At 71.9% G+C, this 18,932-nt stretch carries 17 protein-coding genes; 11 read left to right on the plus strand and 6 right to left on the minus strand.

What is annotated here, in order from left to right:
* Positions 1-36 precede the first annotated feature (36 nt).
* From ureG to P8T65_RS40970, 3 genes are all read left to right on the plus strand, one after another.
* The gene (gene ureG / locus P8T65_RS40960) at positions 37-720 is read left to right on the plus strand and encodes an urease accessory protein UreG (protein WP_230224461.1); all 684 of its coding nucleotides are present in this window, start codon (positions 37-39) and stop codon (positions 718-720) included.
* Positions 717-1,514, plus strand: a complete 798-nt coding sequence (locus P8T65_RS40965) for an urease accessory protein UreD (RefSeq protein WP_316731878.1) — start codon at positions 717-719, stop codon at positions 1,512-1,514. The genes ureG and P8T65_RS40965 overlap by 4 nt, the downstream gene beginning before the upstream one ends.
* Before the next feature lie 162 nt (positions 1,515-1,676).
* Entirely contained in the window at positions 1,677-3,266 is a 1,590-nt protein-coding gene (locus P8T65_RS40970) for an alpha/beta hydrolase (RefSeq protein WP_316731879.1), read from the plus strand.
* 115 nt (positions 3,267-3,381) lie between these two features.
* Here the strand turns inward: P8T65_RS40970 and P8T65_RS40975 are convergent, their stop codons facing one another.
* Together P8T65_RS40975 and P8T65_RS40980 are read right to left on the minus strand one after the other, a co-directional pair.
* Positions 3,382-4,407 (minus strand): NAD(P)H-binding protein, encoded by a 1,026-nt coding sequence (locus tag P8T65_RS40975; RefSeq protein WP_316731880.1) that lies wholly within the window; start codon positions 4,405-4,407, stop codon positions 3,382-3,384.
* A 90-nt stretch (positions 4,408-4,497) separates the two neighbouring features.
* On the minus strand, positions 4,498-5,217 hold the full coding sequence (locus tag P8T65_RS40980) for a lysophospholipid acyltransferase family protein (RefSeq protein WP_316730478.1): 720 nt from the start codon (positions 5,215-5,217) through the stop codon (positions 4,498-4,500).
* Between the two features lie 394 nt (positions 5,218-5,611).
* Between P8T65_RS40980 and P8T65_RS40985 the strand changes: the two genes are divergently transcribed.
* Positions 5,612-7,723 (plus strand): SpoIIE family protein phosphatase, encoded by a 2,112-nt coding sequence (locus tag P8T65_RS40985; RefSeq protein WP_316730479.1) that lies wholly within the window; start codon positions 5,612-5,614, stop codon positions 7,721-7,723.
* A 23-nt stretch (positions 7,724-7,746) separates the two neighbouring features.
* Here P8T65_RS40985 and P8T65_RS40990 read toward each other — a convergent pair whose 3' ends face one another.
* Positions 7,747-9,030, minus strand: coding sequence for a sugar diacid recognition domain-containing protein (locus P8T65_RS40990; protein ID WP_316730481.1), 1,284 nt, complete (start codon positions 9,028-9,030; stop codon positions 7,747-7,749).
* A gap of 198 nt (positions 9,031-9,228) precedes the next feature.
* Between P8T65_RS40990 and P8T65_RS40995 the strand changes: the two genes are divergently transcribed.
* The 4 genes from P8T65_RS40995 to P8T65_RS41010 are packed head-to-tail and all read left to right on the plus strand — an operon-like array spanning position 9,229 to position 13,102.
* Positions 9,229-10,161: a transporter substrate-binding domain-containing protein gene (locus P8T65_RS40995; protein ID WP_316730483.1), complete on the plus strand. Its 933-nt coding sequence runs from the start codon at positions 9,229-9,231 to the stop codon at positions 10,159-10,161.
* A gap of 9 nt (positions 10,162-10,170) precedes the next feature.
* Positions 10,171-10,947 carry an amino acid ABC transporter permease gene (locus tag P8T65_RS41000; RefSeq protein ID WP_316730484.1) on the plus strand — a complete coding sequence of 259 codons (777 nt, stop codon included), beginning with the start codon at positions 10,171-10,173 and terminating at the stop codon, positions 10,945-10,947.
* A complete protein-coding gene (locus P8T65_RS41005) occupies positions 10,944-11,807 on the plus strand; it encodes an amino acid ABC transporter ATP-binding protein (RefSeq protein ID WP_316730486.1) in 864 nt (287 codons plus the stop codon). Before P8T65_RS41000 ends, P8T65_RS41005 begins: the two co-directional genes overlap by 4 nt.
* Entirely contained in the window at positions 11,804-13,102 is a 1,299-nt protein-coding gene (locus P8T65_RS41010) for an FAD-dependent oxidoreductase (protein ID WP_316730487.1), read from the plus strand. The genes P8T65_RS41005 and P8T65_RS41010 overlap by 4 nt, the downstream gene beginning before the upstream one ends.
* Positions 13,103-13,255: 153 nt before the next feature.
* On the opposite strand, the gene rocD is transcribed toward P8T65_RS41010, so the two are convergent.
* The 3 genes from rocD to P8T65_RS41025 all read right to left on the minus strand — a co-directional run bounded on the left by rocD (position 13,256) and on the right by P8T65_RS41025 (position 15,923).
* Positions 13,256-14,482, minus strand: coding sequence for an ornithine--oxo-acid transaminase (gene rocD, locus P8T65_RS41015; protein ID WP_316730488.1), 1,227 nt, complete (start codon positions 14,480-14,482; stop codon positions 13,256-13,258).
* Positions 14,479-15,309, minus strand: a complete 831-nt coding sequence (gene ddaH / locus P8T65_RS41020) for a dimethylargininase (RefSeq protein WP_316730489.1) — start codon at positions 15,307-15,309, stop codon at positions 14,479-14,481. The genes rocD and ddaH overlap by 4 nt, the downstream gene beginning before the upstream one ends.
* Before the next feature lie 122 nt (positions 15,310-15,431).
* Positions 15,432-15,923 carry an Lrp/AsnC family transcriptional regulator gene (locus tag P8T65_RS41025; protein ID WP_045562354.1) on the minus strand — a complete coding sequence of 164 codons (492 nt, stop codon included), beginning with the start codon at positions 15,921-15,923 and terminating at the stop codon, positions 15,432-15,434.
* 102 nt (positions 15,924-16,025) lie between these two features.
* Here P8T65_RS41025 and P8T65_RS41030 point away from each other — a divergent pair, with 102 nt between their 5' ends.
* The 3 genes from P8T65_RS41030 to P8T65_RS41040 are packed head-to-tail and all read left to right on the plus strand — an operon-like array spanning position 16,026 to position 18,929.
* The gene (locus P8T65_RS41030) at positions 16,026-16,793 is read left to right on the plus strand and encodes a LytTR family DNA-binding domain-containing protein (RefSeq protein ID WP_230224475.1); all 768 of its coding nucleotides are present in this window, start codon (positions 16,026-16,028) and stop codon (positions 16,791-16,793) included.
* Positions 16,794-16,802: 9 nt separating this feature from the next.
* The gene (locus P8T65_RS41035; protein ID WP_316730491.1) at positions 16,803-17,162 is read left to right on the plus strand and encodes a hypothetical protein; all 360 of its coding nucleotides are present in this window, start codon (positions 16,803-16,805) and stop codon (positions 17,160-17,162) included.
* Between the two features lie 21 nt (positions 17,163-17,183).
* The gene (locus tag P8T65_RS41040) at positions 17,184-18,929 is read left to right on the plus strand and encodes a cation acetate symporter (RefSeq protein WP_316730493.1); all 1,746 of its coding nucleotides are present in this window, start codon (positions 17,184-17,186) and stop codon (positions 18,927-18,929) included.
* Positions 18,930-18,932 lie beyond the last annotated feature (3 nt).

Consider the following 18,932-nt stretch of genomic DNA (forward strand, 5'->3'; position numbering starts at 1 on the left):
GAATACCCCACCCCCCTCGAACAAGGAGCCGCAGTCATGCATCTCGACCACACCCACTCCCACGACGGCCCCTCCGCCCTCGCCGCGGACGCGCGGCGGCCCGACGGGACTCGGCGGGCCCTGCGCGTGGGGCTCGGTGGGCCCGTCGGGTCCGGTAAGACGGCGACCGTCGCCGCGCTGTGCCGGGCGTTGCGGGACGAGTTGTCCCTCGCGGTCGTGACCAACGACATCTACACCCGGGAGGACGCCGAGTTCCTGCTGCGGGAGGCCGTACTGCCGCCCGAGCGGATCACGGCCGTGGAGACGGGGGCGTGCCCGCACACGGCCATCCGGGACGACATCTCCGCGAACCTGGAGGCCGTGGAGGATCTGGAGGACGAGGTCGGACCGCTCGACCTGATCCTCGTCGAGTCCGGCGGCGACAACCTGACCGCCACCTTCTCCAAGGGCCTCGTCGACGCGCAGATCTTCGTCATCGACGTGGCCGGCGGCGACGACATCCCCCGGAAGGGCGGGCCCGGTGTCACCACCGCCGACCTGCTCGTCGTCAACAAGACGGACCTCGCGCCTTATGTCGGGTCCGACCTCGCCCGGATGGCCGCGGACGCGAAGGCGCAGCGTGCGCACCTGCCCGTGGTGTTCCAGTCGTTGCGCGGCGGGACCGGGGTCGCGGACGTCGCCGCCTGGGTCCGGGAGAAGCTCGCGGCGTGGACGGCATGACGGTGGTCCGAGGGGCCGCCGTGCAGCGGGACAGGGGGACCACCGGAGTCAGGGCCACCGCGCGTATCGCGGCCCGCGCCGACGGGCGCGGCGGTACGGCCCTGCCCGTGCTGGAGAGCGACGGACCCCTGGCCCTGCGGCGCACCCGGGGGAGCGGTGACGCGGCGCGCGTCATGCTGGTCGGGGCGATGAGCGGGCCGCTCGGCGGGGACCGGTTCGCCGTCGAGGCGGAGATCGGCGAGGGGGCCCGGCTGGACGTCGGGTCGGCCGCCGCGACGATTGCGCTGCCCGGGCAGGCCAGGGGAGAGGCCCGCTACGACGTACGGATCGACGTGGCCGCCGGAGGCGAACTGCGGTGGCTGCCCGAGCAGTTGATCTCTGCCAAGGGGAGCGACCTGGCCGTGTCGACGCGGCTGGAACTCGCCGTCGGGGCGCGGTCGGTGTTCCGGGAGGAGCAGGTGCTCGGCCGGGCCGGTGAGGAGCCGGGACGGTTGCGGAGCCGGCTGACCCTGTTGTTCGGCGGGCGGCCGTTGCTCGACCAGGAGGTGGGAAGCGGGCCGGGGGCACCCGGCGGCTGGGACGGACCCGCGGTGCTCGGTGGACACCGGGCGCTGGGGCAACTCCTCGTCGTACGGCCGGAGTTCGTCGACAAGCTGCCCGAGCCGAGGGTGCTGGGGGAGACCGCCGTGCTCACTCCGCTCGCCGGCCCCGCCGTCCTCGTCAGCGCGCTCGCCCCCGATGCGCTGCGGCTGCGGCGTGTGCTCGACCAGGCTCTCGCCGAGCTGGACGGCTGAGGGGAGCGAGTCCGCCATCCGCTGAACGGGACTTTCCGCACCGGTTATCGGATTAATAAAGAACACGTGGGCCCCCTGTTCCCAGGTGCCTCACAGGAACGAGGATCCCCGTGACCATTCGACACTTCGAATCGATGTACGGGGAGTTCCCTCTTGAGAGGTATGAGGCCGACGAGGAGGGCGGGAGCGTTCGGCTCCGCCGGACTGCTCGTCACGGCGACCCTGATAGCCAGTGCCGTCACCGCGCCCGCGGCCGGTGCCGCGGACGGTGCGAGTGCGCGGGACCGTGAGGCCAAGGGAGTCGCCGTAGCCGCCGCGAAGGCGGCGAAGCAGGGCATCGCCTGGCAGGACTGCCCCGAGGGCTGGGGTCTGGAGAAGCCCATCCAGTGCGGCTGGGTCACCGTGCCGCTGGACTACGCCAAGCCGAACGGCAAGCAGATCGAGCTCGCCGTCGACCGGATCAACAGCACCGGTACGAAGGAGGAGCGCCAGGGCGCGCTCGTCTACAACCCCGGCGGTCCGGGCGGCTCCGGCCTGCGCTTCCCGCGCCGGGTCACCACCAAGAACCCGCTGTGGGTCAACACGGCCAAGGCCTACGACTTCGTGGGCTTCGACCCGCGTGGTGTCGGCAAGTCGGCGCCCATCTCCTGTGCCGACCCGCAGGAGTTCGTGAAGGCGCCCAAGATGGACCCGGTCCCGGACTCCGAGGCCGACAAGCGGGGGCAGCGCAGGCTCGCGGCGAAGTACGCGGTCGGCTGCAAGGAGCGCAGCGGCGCGATGCTGCCGCACATGACCACCCCGAACACCGCGCGTGACCTGGACGTCATCCGAGCCGCCCTCGGGGAGAAGAAGCTCAACTTCCTCGGCGTCTCGTACGGCACGTACATCGGCGCCGTCTACGGCACCCTCTTCCCGACCCACGTGCGCCGCATGGTCGTCGACAGCGTGGTGAACCCCTCCCGCGAGAAGATCTGGTACCAGGCCAACCTGGACCAGGACGTCGCCTTCGAGGGCCGCTGGAAGGACTGGACGAAGTGGGTCGCGGCGAACGACGCCACCTACCACCTCGGTGACACCCAGGCGAAGGTGCAGGCGAACTGGCTGAAGCTGCGCGCCACCGCGAAGAAGAACCCGCTCGGCGGGCTGGTCGGCCCGGCCGAGCTGATCTCCTTCTTCCAGAGCGCCCCGTACTACGACTCCGCGTGGGCGCCCACCGCCCAGGTGTGGAGCAAGTACACCGCCGGTGACACCCAGGCGCTGGTCGACGCGGCCGCCCCGGACCTCACCGACACCGCGGGCAACGCCGCCTCCGAGAACGGCAACGCCGTCTACACGGCGGTCGAGTGCACCGACGCCAAGTGGCCCACGAGCTGGAAGAAGTGGGACCGCGACAACACCCGGCTGCACAAGAACCACCCGTTCATGACCTGGGCCAACGCCTGGATGAACCTGCCGTGCGCCACCTGGCAGTCCAAGCAGTACACCCCGGTGGACGTCAAGACCAGGAAGGGCCTGCCGCCCGTCCTGATCGTCCAGTCCGAGCGGGACGCGGCCACGCCGTACGAGGGCGCCGTCGAGCTGCACAAGCGGTTCAAGGGCTCCCGGCTGATCACGGAGCAGAAGGCCGGCTCCCACGGAGTCACCGGTCTGGTCAACCCGTGCGTCAACGAGCGCGTGGACACCTACCTGCTCACCGGCAAGGTGGGCAAGGCCGACGTGAAGTGCGCCCCGCACGCCACGCCGACCCCGTAGGACCTGCACCCGCAGGCCTGAAGGGGCCGTAGGGCCATGAGAGAACAGTGAGGGGGCGACCGGCAACGACGGTCGCCCCCTCACCCATGCGCCGCTCACGCACGCGCGCGGGTGTTCACGCCTGTCGCCCCGCCAGCCAGGCGTCCTCCGCCGCGTAGTCGAAGAGGTCCCCGTACGCCTCGGCCATTTTGGGGTACGCCTCGCGCCAGTCCCGTCCGCCCGCCAGCCGGTCCTCGATCCACGCGACCGTCCGCGGCAGCGACTCCGCGTACCGGACCACCGGGCGGTAGTCCAACTCCCGCTCCGCCGCCGACATGTCGCACACCACGGGCACCGGCACGGACCACGGGGTGTCGCCCACCCTGGGTGACGGGGCGGGGCCGTCCACCAGCACGTTCTCCGTCCGTACGCCCATCACCGCATCGATGGCGGCGGCGATCTCCACCACGGTGGGCGCGTCGGGGTCGACGGCGTTCAGCGCCCGCGAACCGGGCCGGGCGGCCGCCAGCCGGATCAGCTCGGCGATGTTGTGGACGCTCGCCGGATGGAAGCGGCTCGCACCGCCGTACGCGAGGACCCGGCGCGGCCTGCCGTCCAGGTTGCGCTTGACGAAGTACAGCTCGCGCGGGGTACGGCAGTGCGGTCCGTGGACGGCGCCCGCGCGCAGCAGGGTCGTGGGCAACCGGTCGCCCCCGGCGAGGAGTTCACGCTCCAGGCCCGCCTTGCGGGTGCTGTACGAGGTGTCGGCCGGCCGGACCGTGCGCTGGCTCTCGGGCAGGGGCAGCGGGTAGGCGGGAAAGCCGCCGGGCTCCTCCTGGGTGTCGAAGTTGCGGCCCTCGTCGTCCTCGTACACCGAGACGCTGGAGACGACGACCGCCGAGCCCACCCGGTCGGCCAGCGCCAGCAACTGCCGGGCGTGTTCGGGGCCGTAGGCGACCACGTCCACCAGTGCGTCGCAGCCGTCACCGATCGCGGCCGCCAGCGCCGTGTCGTCGCCCCGGTCGGCGGAGAGGGTCCGCACCTCATCCGGCCAGTCGTCGTCCCGGCCGCCGCCCCGTGAGACGGCCGTCACCTCCCACCCGTCGCGAGCCAGTGCGCCCACGGCCACCCGGCCGATCTGTCCCGTCGCTCCGACCACCACAGCACGTCGTGTCATGGCCTCGACCGTACGACGTTCCGGTGCCGGGCGTCTTGATGCTCTGCTACCGGCAGAACACCTGGGCCAATACGCTCAACTCAGTGGCATACGCGGGAACTTCCGCTCCTTCGCCGCGGTGGCCTCCTCCGCCTTCACGACGGCCGCGTACTGGTCGACGTACTCCTGTTCGGAGAGCGTGAGGATCGCGTACATGATCTCGTCGGTGATGGCGCGCAGCACGGCCTTCTCGTTCTCCATGCCCTCGTAGCGCGAGAAGTCGAGGGGCTTGCCGAAGCGGATGACGACGGGGTGGATGTGGGGGATGACCTTGCCCGGGGGTTGCGCCTCGAAGGTGCCGATCATGGCGCACGGGATGACGGGCACCCCGGCCTTGAGCGCCATGACGGCGACCCCGACCTTGCCCTTGTAGAGGCGGCCGTCGTGCGAACGGGTGCCCTCGGGATAGATGCCGAGGAGTTCGTCCTTGCTCAGCACGCCGAGCCCCTCACGGATGGCGGCCTGGCCCGCCTCCTTGCCGGAGCGGTCGACCGGGATCTGCCCGACGCTGTGGAAGAAGAACGCCGTCAACCTGCCCTTCAGCCCCGGGCCGGTGAAGTACTCGGCCTTCGCCAGGAAGGTGATGCGGCGCTTGAGGATCGCGGGCATCAGGAAGTGGTCCGAGAAGGACAGGTGATTGCCCGCGACGATGGCCGCGCCCGACGACGGCACGTGTTCGAGGCCTTCGATGCGAGGCCGGAAGACCAGTCTCAGCAGGGGGCCCAGAAGCACGTACTTGAGCAGGTAATAGAACACGGCGTCTCCCTCGCGCTACCGGATCGGCTCTGTGGACGTGTTCGGACTCACGAGGACTCCTCGCCGACCTCGCTGACGCTGCGTCAGGCGCAGGAGCGCTGGTGGGCCTCGTCCAGCGTGTCGACGATTGATCGTAGCCCTACCTGCCACGTCACCGGGAGGAGGCCGGAGGAAACCGAACAGCGAGGACGCCGACCGCCACCCGGCGGACTGGAGGACCGGCGGGCCGGCGGCCACGCGGGGACGTGTTGCGTCGGCACGGCACGGCACGGCTCGTCTCCTCTCGGCCCGGCGGGCGCACCACGCGCTCCCGCCCGCCCGTACCCCCTGATCGACATGCCGTCTCCCGCGAGCGGGCTTAGCGTCGGCATATGCGCGTAGGGCGTGGCGCCGAATGACCGGGTCCGGGGAGGAGCCGGGCGTGAACGATCCGCTCGGCGATGCCCTGGCGGCGGCGGTGCGCCGTACGGGTGCCAGGTCCGGAGGCGTCTACGTCCTGGACCCGGACGAGTCCGTCCTCGGACTGATCGCCCTGTGCGGAATCCCGGTCGACGCCTTCGCACCGTGGTGGCGGGCCCCTTACACCGTGCACGGCCCGACCCAGGACGCGGTACGCAACGAGCGGCTGGTCTGGGTCAGTTCCCTGGACGAACTCGCCCGCTGCTACCCGCGCGTCGCGGCGAGCATCCCCTACCAGGTCGCCTTCGCGGTCGTCCCGCTCCCCGAGGTCCGGCACTGCCGGGGCGCGCTGCTGCTGATGTGGTCCCCGGGCCGGTCACCGGCCCTCAGCCGCCGGGAGCGCGGGCACATCACGGCCGGCGCCCGCAGTGTCGCCCGCGTCCTGGACGCCGCCGACAGGCCCCCGGCCATCCCCGACCGGCCACGTTTCGTCCGCCCCGACACCGCGGAGCCGACACCGCAGTCCGGGGCCGAGGCGGCCCGGCTGGTGGAACGCCTGCCCCTGGGCACGCTCGCCCTCGACCTGGGCGGCCGCATCACCTATGTGAACGCCGCGGCCGTCGGTCTGCTGGCCAGACCGGCCGAGCAACTGCTGGGCACGTGGCCCTGGCAGTCCCTGACCTGGCTCGACAACATCGCGTACATGGACGCGTACCGCACTGCTTTGAGCAGCCGCGAGCCGGTCGCGCTGACCGTCCTGCGGCCCCCGAACCAGTGGCTCGACCTCCGCCTCCAGACGGACGACAGCGGCACCAGCGTCCTGATCGCCCCCGACCCGTCCTCCAAGCCCCTCGGCGGGCGGCCGACCCTCACGGGAACCCCGTCGCACAGCCGCATCCACCTGCTGATGGCGCTGGCAGCGGCACTGACGGAGACCGTCGGCGTCCAGGACGTCGTCGATCTGGTCGCCGACCGGATCCTGCCCGCCTTCGGCGCCCACGGCATGATCATGTCCACCGCGCAGGCCGGCCGCATCCAGATCATCGGGTCCCGGGGCTACGACCCCGCCGTCATCGAGCAGTTCGACGGTCTGCCGACGGACGCCGATCTGACCCCCGCCGGGCGCGCCCTGACCACCGGCGCCGCCTCGTTCTTCGCCGACCGCGGTGAACTCGCCCGCCTCTATCCGAGAGCCCCGCAGATCACCGACAAGCACGCATGGGCCTTCCTGCCGCTGCTCAGCTCCGGGCACCCCATCGGCTGCCTCCTGCTGGCCTACAACGACCCCCACCCCTTCTCCGCCGCCGAGCGCTCCGTCCTCACGCCCCTCGCCGGGCTCATCGCCCAGGCCCTGGACCGGGCACGCCTCTACGACGCCCAGCACAACCTCGCCCACGCCCTGCAGCAGACCCTCCTGCCGCACGCCCTGCCCACCGTGACCGGCCTGGACGTCGCCGCCCGCTACCTCCCCGCGAGCCACGGCATGGACATCGGCGGCGACTTCTACGACCTCATCCGCCTGACCGACACCACCGCCGCCGCGGTCATCGGGGACGTCCAGGGCCACGACATGGCGGCCGCCGCCCTCATGGGGCAGGTGCGCATGGCCGTCCACGCCCACGCCACGGCCGGAGCCACGCCCGAGCAGGTCCTCACCCGCACCGACCGCGACCTCGCCGACCTGAACGCCGGCCGCTTCGTCTCCTGCCTCTACGCCCACCTCGACCTCGCCCGTCACGAGGTCACCCTCGCCAGCGCCGGGCACCCGCCACCGCTGCTGCGCCACACCGACCGTCGCACCCACCCCGTCGACATCCGCCCCGGCCCTCCGCTCGGTGTCGGCCTCGGGACCCCCGCCTACCCGCCCACCACGCTGTCCCTGGCCCCGGAGACACTCCTCGCCCTCTACACCGACGGCCTGGTGGAGGACCCCGGCAGCGACATCGGCCGGACCATCACCGACCTCGCCGACCACCTCGGCGACTCCGGCGACCTCCCGCTGCACCAACTCGTGGACGACCTCGTGCACCACACCCACCGCACCGGCCGGCACACCGACGACATCGCCCTGCTGCTGCTCCGGCCGCTGCACACCGCAGAGCCGTGACCGGACTCCGCTCGCAGAGCCTCTCAGCCTGTCCGTCCGGGCCTCGGCGGCTGGTCGTCCGCGACTTCCCCGGGTCGCGCGGGCAGCTTCGGAGCCCCGCCCAACTCGTCCGACAGACAGGCCAGATAGAGGGCCATGGTGGCACGGTGGTCGCGCAGCGACCGGCCGGTGAACTGCTCGATCTTCTGCATGCGGTAGACCACGGTGTTGCGATGGACGTGCAGCGCCTCGGCGGCCCGTACGAGATTGAAGCCGCCCTCGCACCAGGCGATGATCGTGTCGCGCAGGACCGCCCAGTCCGGCTGGACACGCAGGTCCGCGGCGGTCACCGCCAGCAGTCGGCCTCGGGCAGGCTGGCCCACTGCCGCCAGGAGCTGTTGGATCCGCAGATCGGCGATCGGATGCACCAGGCCGTCGCCCGCCGCGCGGGTGGTCGGCCGCCCGGCGGAACCGCCCGCCCACCGGGCCGTCAGCCGGAGCGCGTCGCAGGCGTCCTGGTAGGAGTCGTGCAGGGCGCCCACGGAGTCGGCCGGTCCGCCGATACCGGCGCGGGCCGTGAGGGAGTTCTGCGCGGCGATGAGATCGGCGACCCGGCGGCAGTCGGCCGTCAGGGACGCCGTCGCCCGGTCGGTCCGCAGGCGGTGCAGCACGCCGAGCCGGCCGGGAGCCGTGGTGGCGACGATGTCCTGGGGGTCGGCGAACACCTCACGGACCGTGCGGAGCAGCTCCGAGCGCACCAGTGCCATGTCCCGGGTCGGCGCTCCGCCGTGCCGGCGGCCGCCCGGCTCGGCCACGGTCACCTCGAAGGCCACCGCGACCCGGGGCAACCGCAGGTCGAAGCCCAGCTCGGCGGCACGGAAGAGCAGGAAGTCGCCCTCGACCACCTGAGGATCGTAGGAGGCGATGTCCGCGAACAGTTTCTCGGCCGCCCGCTCGGCGAGCAGCCGGGAGCGCAGCATCACCGACTCCCGCAGCAGGATCTCCGTCTGACGCTTCACCAGCAGGCCGAACCGCCGCACCTGGGCCGGTGTGCCGGTGATCCCGACCGTGCCCACCGCCTGCCCGTCCGTGACCAGGGGAAGGGTGACACCGGGCCGCACACCCCGCAACCGATGCGCCTGCGAGGCACTGTGCGCGGCCGGTTCCTGGGTGCGGATCACCTCGACGGAGGCCTCGTGGAAGGTGCCGACCCGGCTGCTGTCGCCGCTGCCGATGACCATGCCCTCCGCATCGGTGATCAGCACGTTGAAGCCGATCACCGCGGAGGTGTCCCCGGCGATCTCCTGAGCGAGCGACGGGCTCAGCACGGGTGTTCCTCCCGTCGAGAGGCGGACCGAAGCTGGACGCACCGTACAGCGGGAGGGCCGGAGTTCACCACAAGTTCGTACGAAGCGAACAGTGACCGGCGACCGGCCCGCTCGTAGCCTTTGGCCTCATCACACCCCCGCCGGAGGCACACCGCGGTGACCGGCGGGGCCCGCAGGCCGATACGGAAGGCCCCGCCGATGAACCGTCTGCGTCCACTCGTCGCCGCTCTGTCCGCGACCCTCCTGCTGTCCACCGTCGGCGCCTGTGGTGCGGACGGCGGCGACGACCCGGCGAACGTGTCTGCGAAGACCGCCGCCCTGGGCACCCTCACGCCCGGCGTCATCAAGGTCGCCGTCCAGCCCTACGCGCCCTACACCAGCGTCCAGGGCGACAAGATCGTCGGACTGGACGGCGACATCCTCAACCAGGTGGCCGAGAGACTGGGCCTGAAGGTGGAACCCCAGGTCACGGACTTCGCCGGCATGCTCGCCGGGGTGCAGTCCCGCCGGGTGGACATCACCATAGGCGGGGTCGCCTGGTCGGCGGACCGGCAGAAGCAGGGCCTGTTCACCGACCCGCCCTACTACTCGCCCCCGGCGATGGCCGTCCGCGACGGCAGAACCTACCGGACGGTCGACGACCTGGAGGGCCGCGACCTCGGGACCGTCGAGGGCTATGTCTGGGTCAAGTCGATCCAGTCCGTCCCGGGTGCCGAGCTGCACGCCTACCCCGATGCCAATGGCGTCTTCGACGACCTCGGAGCGGGCCGTGTCGACGTCGGCTTCCTCGACCCGCTCATCATCATCGCGGCCCAGAAGGAACGCCCCGACCTGAGGATCAGCACGCAGTACCTGACCCCGCCGAGCGCGGCGGAGGTCGAGGCGAAGCCCGCCTACGCCTACTTCCAGCCGTACCAGACCGGCTTCTACCTCCCGAAGAAGGCCGGCAAGCTGGAGAAGGCCATCTCCGCCGAGATCGACCGCATGTACGAGAACGGTGAGATGTCCGGGCTGGTCGAGAAGTACGGCGGTGACCCGAAGCAGTTCCTCGTGCCGACGGCCGATGTCGCCGCCGCGCGACGGGGCGTGGACCGGCCACGGGACTGGACCCCGCCGTCCGTCGGCGAGTGAGGGGCCGACGTGTCCGATCTCGCCGCCTTCTTCGAAGTCCCTTGGTCCGACTACCGGAGCGATCTCGTCGACGCCCTCTGGCGCACCGTCTCCTACACGGTCGTGAGCTTCGTCGGTGCGGTGCTGCTCGGCCTCGCGGTGGCTCTCCTCCGGCTCAGCCGGGCGTGGGCCGCGCGTGCCGCCGCCGCCGTCTACACGGAGGTGTTCAAGAACGTCCCCCTCCTCGCCATCATCTTCCTCACCTACTTCGGGCTGGCCTCGGCCGGTGTCCGCCTGGACGTCTTCACGGCCGGCTGCCTCAGCCTCGTGGTCTTCTACGCCGCCTACCTCTCGGAGATCTTCCGCGCCGCGATCAGCGGGGTGCACGCGGGACAGACGGAGGCCGGTGAGGCGCTGGGCCTCGGCCGGGCGGGGATCTTCGGCCACGTCATCCTGCCGCAGGCCGTACGTCAGGCGCTGCCCGGCACCAACACCATGCTCGTCGACCTGCTGAAGTCCACCTCGCTGCTGGTCACCGTCTCCGCCGCCGAGCTGATGTCCGAGGGCCGGCTCATCACCTCGGCCACCTTCCGCGCCCTGGAGGTGTACCTCGTCATCTCGGCCGTCTACTTCGCCCTCTGCTATCCGCTCTCCCAACTGCTCCTCCTGCTGGAGCGCAGGGTGCGGGCCGGAGTGCCCCTGTCTCCCTGGCGACGCCGACGTCTGAACGCGGCCCGCGCGCTGCTCGCCACCGGCCCGACCGTCCCGGTCGGGGACGACGCCGACATGAAGGCAGGTGCCGTATGACCGAGTCGGCGACCACACCCGAGAAGGCCGCACCCGGAGCAGCCACCGCGGGGGACAGGTCCGCGGAGGCCGACCCCCAGAAGCTCACGCCCGGCGAACACCCGGCGACCGCCGACACCGTCGTCCGCATCAGCGGCCTCAGCAAGTCCTTCGACGGCCGTCTCGTCCTCGACGACGTCGACCTGGAGGTCGCCCGGGGCCGCATCGTCAGCGTCATCGGGCAGAGCGGCGGCGGCAAGACGACGCTGATGCGCTGCGTCAACCTGCTGGAACGCCCGGACCGGGGCACGGTCGAGGTCGCCGGGAAAGTGGTGCACCAGGGCGGCCGCACCGTCTGCCGCGACCTCGCCCGGCTGCGCCGTACCGTCGGCATGGTCTTCCAGCGGTTCAACCTCTTCCCGCATCTCACCGCCGTCGAGAACGTCGTCCTCGCCCAGCGCAAGGCGGGCGTCCCCGAACAGCAGGCACTGGAGCGGGCCGTGGCCCTGCTGCGCCGGGTCAAGGTCGCCCATCGTGGCCTCGCCCTCCCCGACCAGCTCTCCGGCGGCGAACAGCAGCGCGTCGCCATCGCCCGCGCCCTCGCCCTCACCCCCGAGGTGCTCCTCTTCGACGAACCCACCTCCTCCCTCGACCCGGAGGCCACCCGGGAGGTACTGAGCGTGATGCGGGAACTCGCCGCCGACGGCATGACCATGCTGCTGGTCACCCATGAGCTGCCGTTCGCCCGCGAGGTCTCCGACCACGTCGTCTTCGTCGACGGGGGCCGGATCGTGGAGGAGGGCCGACCCGAGGAGGTCCTCGACCGTCCGGCCCACGCGCGCACCCGGGAGTTCCTCGCCTCGTACGGGACCGCGTCATGACCCGAGCGTCCGATACCGGCGGACCGGTCGGCGACGCCCCGGTGGTGGTCGTCGGCGGTGGTGTCGTAGGGCTGTGCACGGCGTACTACCTGGCCGCCGGCGGGGTTCCGGTGGAGGTCGTGGAGCGCCGAGGCCTGGGCTCCGGGGTGTCCCGCGGCAACGCGGGCTGGGTCTGCCTCAGCCATTCGACACCCGTGCCGGCCCCCGGTGTCCTGCGCTACGCCCTGCGCTCGCTCGGCCGCCCCGACTCGCCCCTGTACCTACGGCCGCTGCCGGACCCGGCCTTCGTCCGGTGGCTGTGGCGGTTCTGGCGCAACAGCACACCGGCCGCGTTCCGGCACGGCTACGCGGCGATCGCGGAGCTGAACCGCACCACCTTCGACCTGTTCGAAGGGCTGCGCGAGGCCGGCGTCGACACGACCCTCACCCGGCCCGGCATGGTGCACGCCTTCCTGTCCCCGGCCGAGGCCCGCCACCACCTCGCCGTCCAGCGGGAGATGGCGGAGGGCCGCTACCCGCTGCCCGACGACGTCACCACGGGCGCCGACGCCCGGCTGCTGGACGACGCGCTGGCGCCCACGGTGCGCGCGGCCTATCTCGTCGAGGGCGAGGGGGTGGTCGATCCGGAGGCCTTCGCCCAAGCGCTCGGCGACGCGCTCGCCGCAGCCGGGGTGAAGGTTCACGAGAACGCGGAGGCCACCGGTTTCCGGTCCGCCGGGGGGCGGATCACCGCACTGCGCACCGCGCACGGCGAGATCCCCTGCTCGGCCGTCGTCGTCGCCGCAGGGATGCGTTCGCCCGGCCTGTTGCGCGCTCTGGGGAGGCCGATGCCCCTCCAGGCGGGCAAGGGCTACAGCTTCTCCGTGGAGCTGGATCCGGCGCCTCGCCACACGCTGTACTTCGGTGAGCGCCGGGCTGTCGCCTCGCCGATCGGCGGCACCACGCGGATCGGCGGGACGATGGAACTGAGCGGCAACAACAACCGGCTCGACTGGCGGCGGGTCGTCGCGGTCGCCCTCGCGAGCCGGCCCTATCTGGGCCGCTGGTTCGACGATCCCGACGATCTGGTGAGCCTGATCCGGGATCCGTGGGTGGGAGGGCGGCCGTTCCTCCCGGACGGGCTGCCGGTGGTCGACCGGGTTCCGAGCCATGAGAACGCGTACGCGGCGACCGGGCACGGGATGCTGGGGGTCACGCTGGGGCCGGCGACCGGGGCGCGGCTCGCCGAGTACATCCGCACCGGGCGGAGGCCAGAGGTGCTCCTGCCGTTCCGCTTCGATCGGCTGCGGTCCTGAGCGGCGTGTTCCGCCCCCTCCGCCCCTCCTCGTCCCGTCCCCAGGGGGTGCCCCTTCGCCTCCCGCCGCGGGGTCGTCGTGGTTGCTCGCGCCGCCCCCCGCGCCCCTTCCGGGGCGCGGGGGGCGGCTTCGCCTCGTGAGACGCCCTCGGCTTCAGGAACCCTCGCCCAGGACCTCCCCCAACGTCCCCAGCGCCGAACGGAGTTCCGCCGCCGTGATCGTCAGGGGCGGGGCCAGCCGGATGGTGGAGCCATGGGTGTCCTTGACCAGAATGCCCCGCTCCATGAGCCGCCGGCTGATCTCGCGGCCCGTACCGATCGCGGGGTCGACGTCGACGCCCGCCCACAGTCCGCGCGCCCGGAAACCGACAACGCCCCGGCCGACCAGTTCGGTGAGCCCCGCCCGCAGCACCCCGCCGAGTTCGGCGGCCCTGAGCTGGAACTCCCCGGTGCGCAGCAGCTCGACGACCGCCGACCCGACCGCCGCGGCGAGGGGGTTGCCGCCGAACGTCGAGCCGTGCTCGCCGGGCCGTAGGACCGACAGCACCTCACGGCGGGCCACCATCGCCGACACCGGTACGATGCCGCCACCGAGGGCCTTGCCGAGCAGTACGGCGTCGGGGAGGACGTCCTCGTGCTCCACGGCGAGCGTCCGGCCGGTGCGGCCGAGGCCCGACTGGATCTCGTCGGCGATGAACAGGCAGCCGGTGCGCCGGGTCAGCTCGCGGACCCCGCGCAGATAGCCGTCGTCCGGGATGAGCACGCCCGCCTCGCCCTGGATGGGCTCGATGAGCACCGCGGCCGTCGTCTCGTCGACCGCCGCCTCCAGCGCCGCGAGGTCGTTGTACGGGACCACCCGGAACCCGGGCGTGAACGGGCCGAAGCCGTCCCGGGCCACCGGGTCGGTGGAGAAGCTGACGATCGTCGTCGTCCGGCCGTGGAAATTGCCGTCGGCCACCACGATCGTCGCCCGGTCGGCCGGGACGCCCTTCACCTCGTACGCCCACTTGCGGGCCACCTTGATCGCGCTCTCCACGGCCTCGGCGCCCGTGTTCATCGGCAGCATCATGTCCAGGCCGGTCAGCTCGGCCAGCGACTCGGCGAACTCGGCGAGCCGGTCGTTGTGGAACGCCCGTGAGGTGAGGGTGAGGGTGTCGAGCTGGCGGTGCGCGGCCTCGATCAGCGCCGGGTGGCGGTGCCCGAAGTTGAGGGCGGAGTAGCCAGCCAGCATGTCCAGATAGCGGCGGCCCTCGACGTCCTCGACCCAGGTGCCCTCGGCGCGGGCGACCACCACGGGCAGCGGGTGGTAGTTGTGCGCGAGGACGGGCTCCTCGGCGCGGATCAGGTCGGCCGACGAACGCGCGCGGACGGGAGCGGTCATGAGCGGATCTCCTGAGTGACGCATTTGATGCCGCCGCCGGCCTTCTGGAACTCCGACAGGTCGACGGGGACGGGAACGTAGCCCTGCCGGGCGAGCTGGTCGGCGAGCTCCTTGGCGCGTGGCGAGATGAAGACGTGACGGCCGTCGGAGACCGAGTTCAGGCCGAAGGCCATGGCGTCCTCGCGGGTGGCGATCACCGCGTCCGGGTAGAGGCGGGCGAGGACCGCGCGACTGCCGGGGGAGAAGGCCTCCGGGTAGTACGCGATGTTGCCCGCGGAGCCGTCGCTCCCGTCGTTCAGGACGAACAGCGCCGTGTCCAGATGGTAGAACCGCGGGTCCACCAGCTGGAGGCTGATCACGGGGACACCGAAGAACTCCTGTGCCTGGCGGTGCGCCTCACGGGTGGTGCGGAAGCCGGTCCCGGCGAGCAGATAGCGACCGGTGGGTACCAGATCGCCCTCTCCCTCGCACACCGACTCCGAGCGGAACACCTCGTACCCGGCGCTCTTGAACCAGGCGTCGTAGGCGGTGGACTCGGCGCGCCGCTCGGGCGCGTGGAACAGCGAGCCGAGGACACGGCCGCCGAGGACGAGCGCGCAGTTGGCCGCGAACACCATGTCCGGCAGCGCCGCCACCGGCTCCACGGTGTCCACGGTGTGACCATGGGTCCGGTAGGCGCGGATCAGTTCCTGCCACTGATCCTGGGCGAGGTCGACATCCACGGGGACGTCCGGATGCATCCAGGGATTGATCGAGTACTGCACGGCGAAGTGTCTGGGTTCGCAGACGAGAAAGCGCCGAAGGCGCGGCACACGGCTGTCGGGCACAGAGGGTTTCTCCGCTTCCTGACGGTGTCGACGGGGATGACACCACGGTAGGAATCGGGCCAGGCGCACGACAAGGAACGAACGTTGCGTGTTCGCGCAGTAATGCTGCGTGTTGAACCCGCTCAGCGCACGTTCGCTGCGTCCTGGGTCGCGGCGGCCTCCGGAGCCTCCGGCAGCAGGTGCGACAGCACCATGTAGCTGATCGTCTTCCGGATGAACGGCTCGGTGCGGATCCGCTCCAGCACCTCCTCGAAATGCTCCACGTCGACCGCCCGCACGTGCAGCAGCGCGTCCGCGCCCCCGGTCACCGTCATCGCCGCCGTGATCTCCGGATGGTTGCGGACCACCTCCGCGAGCCGCCGGGGCGGCGCCGCGCCCTCGCAGTACACCTCCACGTACGCCTCCGTGCGCCAGCCGAGCGCGGCCGGCTGCACGGTGGCCGTGAACCCGGTGATCACCCCGGTCTCCCGCAACCGGTCCACCCGCCGCTTGACCGCGGTGGCCGAAAGCCCGATGTCCGAGCCGATCTCGGCGAAGCTGGTCCTCGCGTTCGCCATCAACGCCGTGATGATCTTGCGGTCGAGCTCGTCGAACGCCGCGGACTTGCTGTTCATGAGGGCACTGTAGCCAGCGGAAGGCGTCCGCGACCCCCGGCGCGAAGGCCTCCGCCGCGCGCCCGTGTGCAGGAGTACGAATTACTCCTACACTCCACGTTCATGCTGCGCGCGCTCGCCGTCGATGACGAGAAACCCTCCCTGGAGGAGCTGCTGTACCTGCTGAACGCGGATCCACGGGTCGGCAGCGCCGAGGGCGCCAACGACGCCACCGAGGCACTGCGGCGGATCAACCGCGCCCTGGAGTCCGGCCCCGACGGGCCCGAGGCGATCGACGTCGTCTTCCTCGACATCCAGATGGCCGGCCTCGACGGCCTCGACCTCGCCCGCCTTCTCACCGGCTTCGCCCGGCCCCCGCTGGTCGTCTTCGTCACCGCGCACGAGGGCTTCGCCGTCCAGGCCTTCGACCTCAAGGCCGTCGACTACGTCCTCAAACCCGTACGCCGGGAACGCCTCGCCGAGGCGATCCGCCGGGCCGCCCAGCTCCGCGAGGCGATCACGGCCCCGACCCCGTCGATCCCCGTCCACGAACCCGACCCCGACCAGATACCCGTCGAACTCGGCGGGGTGACCCGCTTCGTCAGCGTCGACGACATCACCCACGTCGAGGCCCAGGGCGACTACGCCCGACTGCACACCCCGCACGGCAGCCACCTCGTCCGCATCCCCCTGTCGACCCTCGAGGAGCGCTGGCGCGCACGCGGGTTCGTCCGCATCCACCGCCGTCATCTCGTCGCCCTGCGGCACGTCGGCGAACTCCGGCTGGACGCGGGCACGGTCAGCGTCCTCGTCGGCTCCGTGGAACTCCAGGTCAGCCGCCGCCACGCCCGCGAACTGCGCGACCTGCTGATGCGCCGGACCACGGGCTGAGGAGCCGCCATGCCGAACGACCCCACCGAACGCCGCGTCGTCGTCACCGGGGTGCCCCGCCGCACCCCCCGCCCGTCCGGCCACCAGCGCCCTCGCACCGAGATCGACGAACAGACCACCCTCGGCCACACCTACGTCCGCTCCCTCATGCGCAGCCAACTCCGTGCCGCGCTCGCCGTGTTCGCGATCCTGGTCCTGCTGGTCGGCCCGCTGCCCCTGGTCTTCGCCGCGACACCGGACGGCGCCGGCCTGGAGTGGGCCCTCCTCGGCTTCGGCGTCTACCCACCCCTGGTCCTCCTCGCCCTGCGGCACGTACGCCGCGCCGAACGCAACGAACAGGACCTCGTCCGCCTCGTCGAGGACCGCTGAGGCGACGGAAGCAGTGAACCCGTGAACGAGAACTACGCCGTCCCCGCGGTCGCCCTCGTCGTCGTCGCGACCGTCCTCGTCGGCGCCTTCGGCCTGCGCATATCCCGCACCACCTCCGACTTCTACGTCGCCTCCCGCACCGTCGGCCCCCGCCTCAACGCGGCCGCGATCAGCGGCGAGTACCTCTCCGCCGCGTCCTTCCTCGGCATCGCCGGCCTCGTCCTCGTCCAGGGCCCCGACATGCTCTGGTACCCGGTCGGCTACACCGCCGGCTACCTCGTCCTCCTGCTGTTCGTCGCCGCCCCGCTGCGCCGCTCCGGCGCGTACACCCTGCCCGACTTCGCCGAGGCCCGGCTTGCCTCCAAGACCGTGCGACGGCTCGCGGGGGCCTTCGTCGTCGGCGTCGGCTGGCTCTACCTCCTGCCCCAGCTCCAGGGCGCGGGACTGACGTTGAACGTGCTCACCGACGCCCCCGAATGGCTCGGCGGCGTCATCGTCGCCGTCGTCGTCTCCGCCACGGTCGCCGCCGGCGGCATGCGCAGCATCACCTTCGTCCAGGCCTTCCAGTACTGGCTCAAGCTCACCGCCCTCCTCGTCCCCGCCCTCTTCCTCGTCCTCGCCTGGCAGGGCGACGGCGCCCCGCGCCACGCCTTCGACGAGCCCGCGACCTTCCGTGAACAGCGTGTCGTCCGCGTCGACGAGACCCTCGACCTGAAGCTCGACGGCCCGCTCACCGTCACTGCCACCGGCACGATCGACGGCCGCCGCCACGACAACCGGCGCGTGGACCTGCCAGGCGGCACCCACCGCATCGAGAGGGGCACCCGTCTGACCTTCGCCGAGGGCGACCCCGTCCCCGTCGCCGACCGCGGCACCAACGGCGGCATGTCCACCTCGCTGGCGTCCGGCCGCGAGGAACGCCCCCTGTACGCCACCTACGGGCTGATCCTCGCCACCTTCCTCGGCACCATGGGCCTGCCACACGTCGTCGTCCGCTTCTACACCAGCCCGGACGGTGTCGCCGCCCGCCGCACCACGGTCGTCGTCCTCGGCATGATCGGCGTCTTCTACCTCCTGCCCCCGATCTACGGAGCACTCGGCCGGCTCTACGCCCCCGACCTCACCCTCACCGGCGACGCCGACGCGGCCGTCCTCCTGCTCCCGGACCGGATGATCGGCGGCCTCGGCGGCGACCTGCTCGGCGCACTGGTCGCGGGCGGTGCCTTCGCCGCGTTCCTGTCCACCGCCTCCGGACTGACCATGGCGGTCGCGGGTGTCCTCACCCAGGACGTGCTGCCCGCCCGGGGCGTACGGCACTTCCGGCTCGCCACGGTCCTCGCCATGGCGGTGCCGCTCGCCGCGAGCGTCCTGGTCGGCGGGCTGCCTGTCGCCGACGCGGTCGGCCTTGCCTTCGCCGTCTCGGCGTCCTCGTTCTGCCCGCTGCTCGTCCTCGGCATCTGGTGGCGGCGCCTGACCCCGCCGGGCGCCGCCGCGGGCATGCTCGTCGGAGGCGGCGCTGCCCTCCTCGCGGTCGCCGCCACGATGGCCGGATACCCCGGCACCGGCACTCTGCACGCCCTGCTGGCCTGGCCCGCCCTCTGGTCCGTACCGCTCGGCTTCCTCACGATGGTCCTGGTGTCCCTGGCCACCCCCGGCAAGGTCCCGGCCGAGACCCCGGCGATCCTGGCCCGCTTCCACCTCCCGGAGGAACTCGTCGGCGGCCGGACCCGCGCGGCGACCAAGGAGATCGAACTGTGGCGGCGATGAGGG

Source organism: Streptomyces sp. 11x1, assembly GCF_032598905.1.
Lineage (GTDB): Bacteria > Actinomycetota > Actinomycetes > Streptomycetales > Streptomycetaceae > Streptomyces.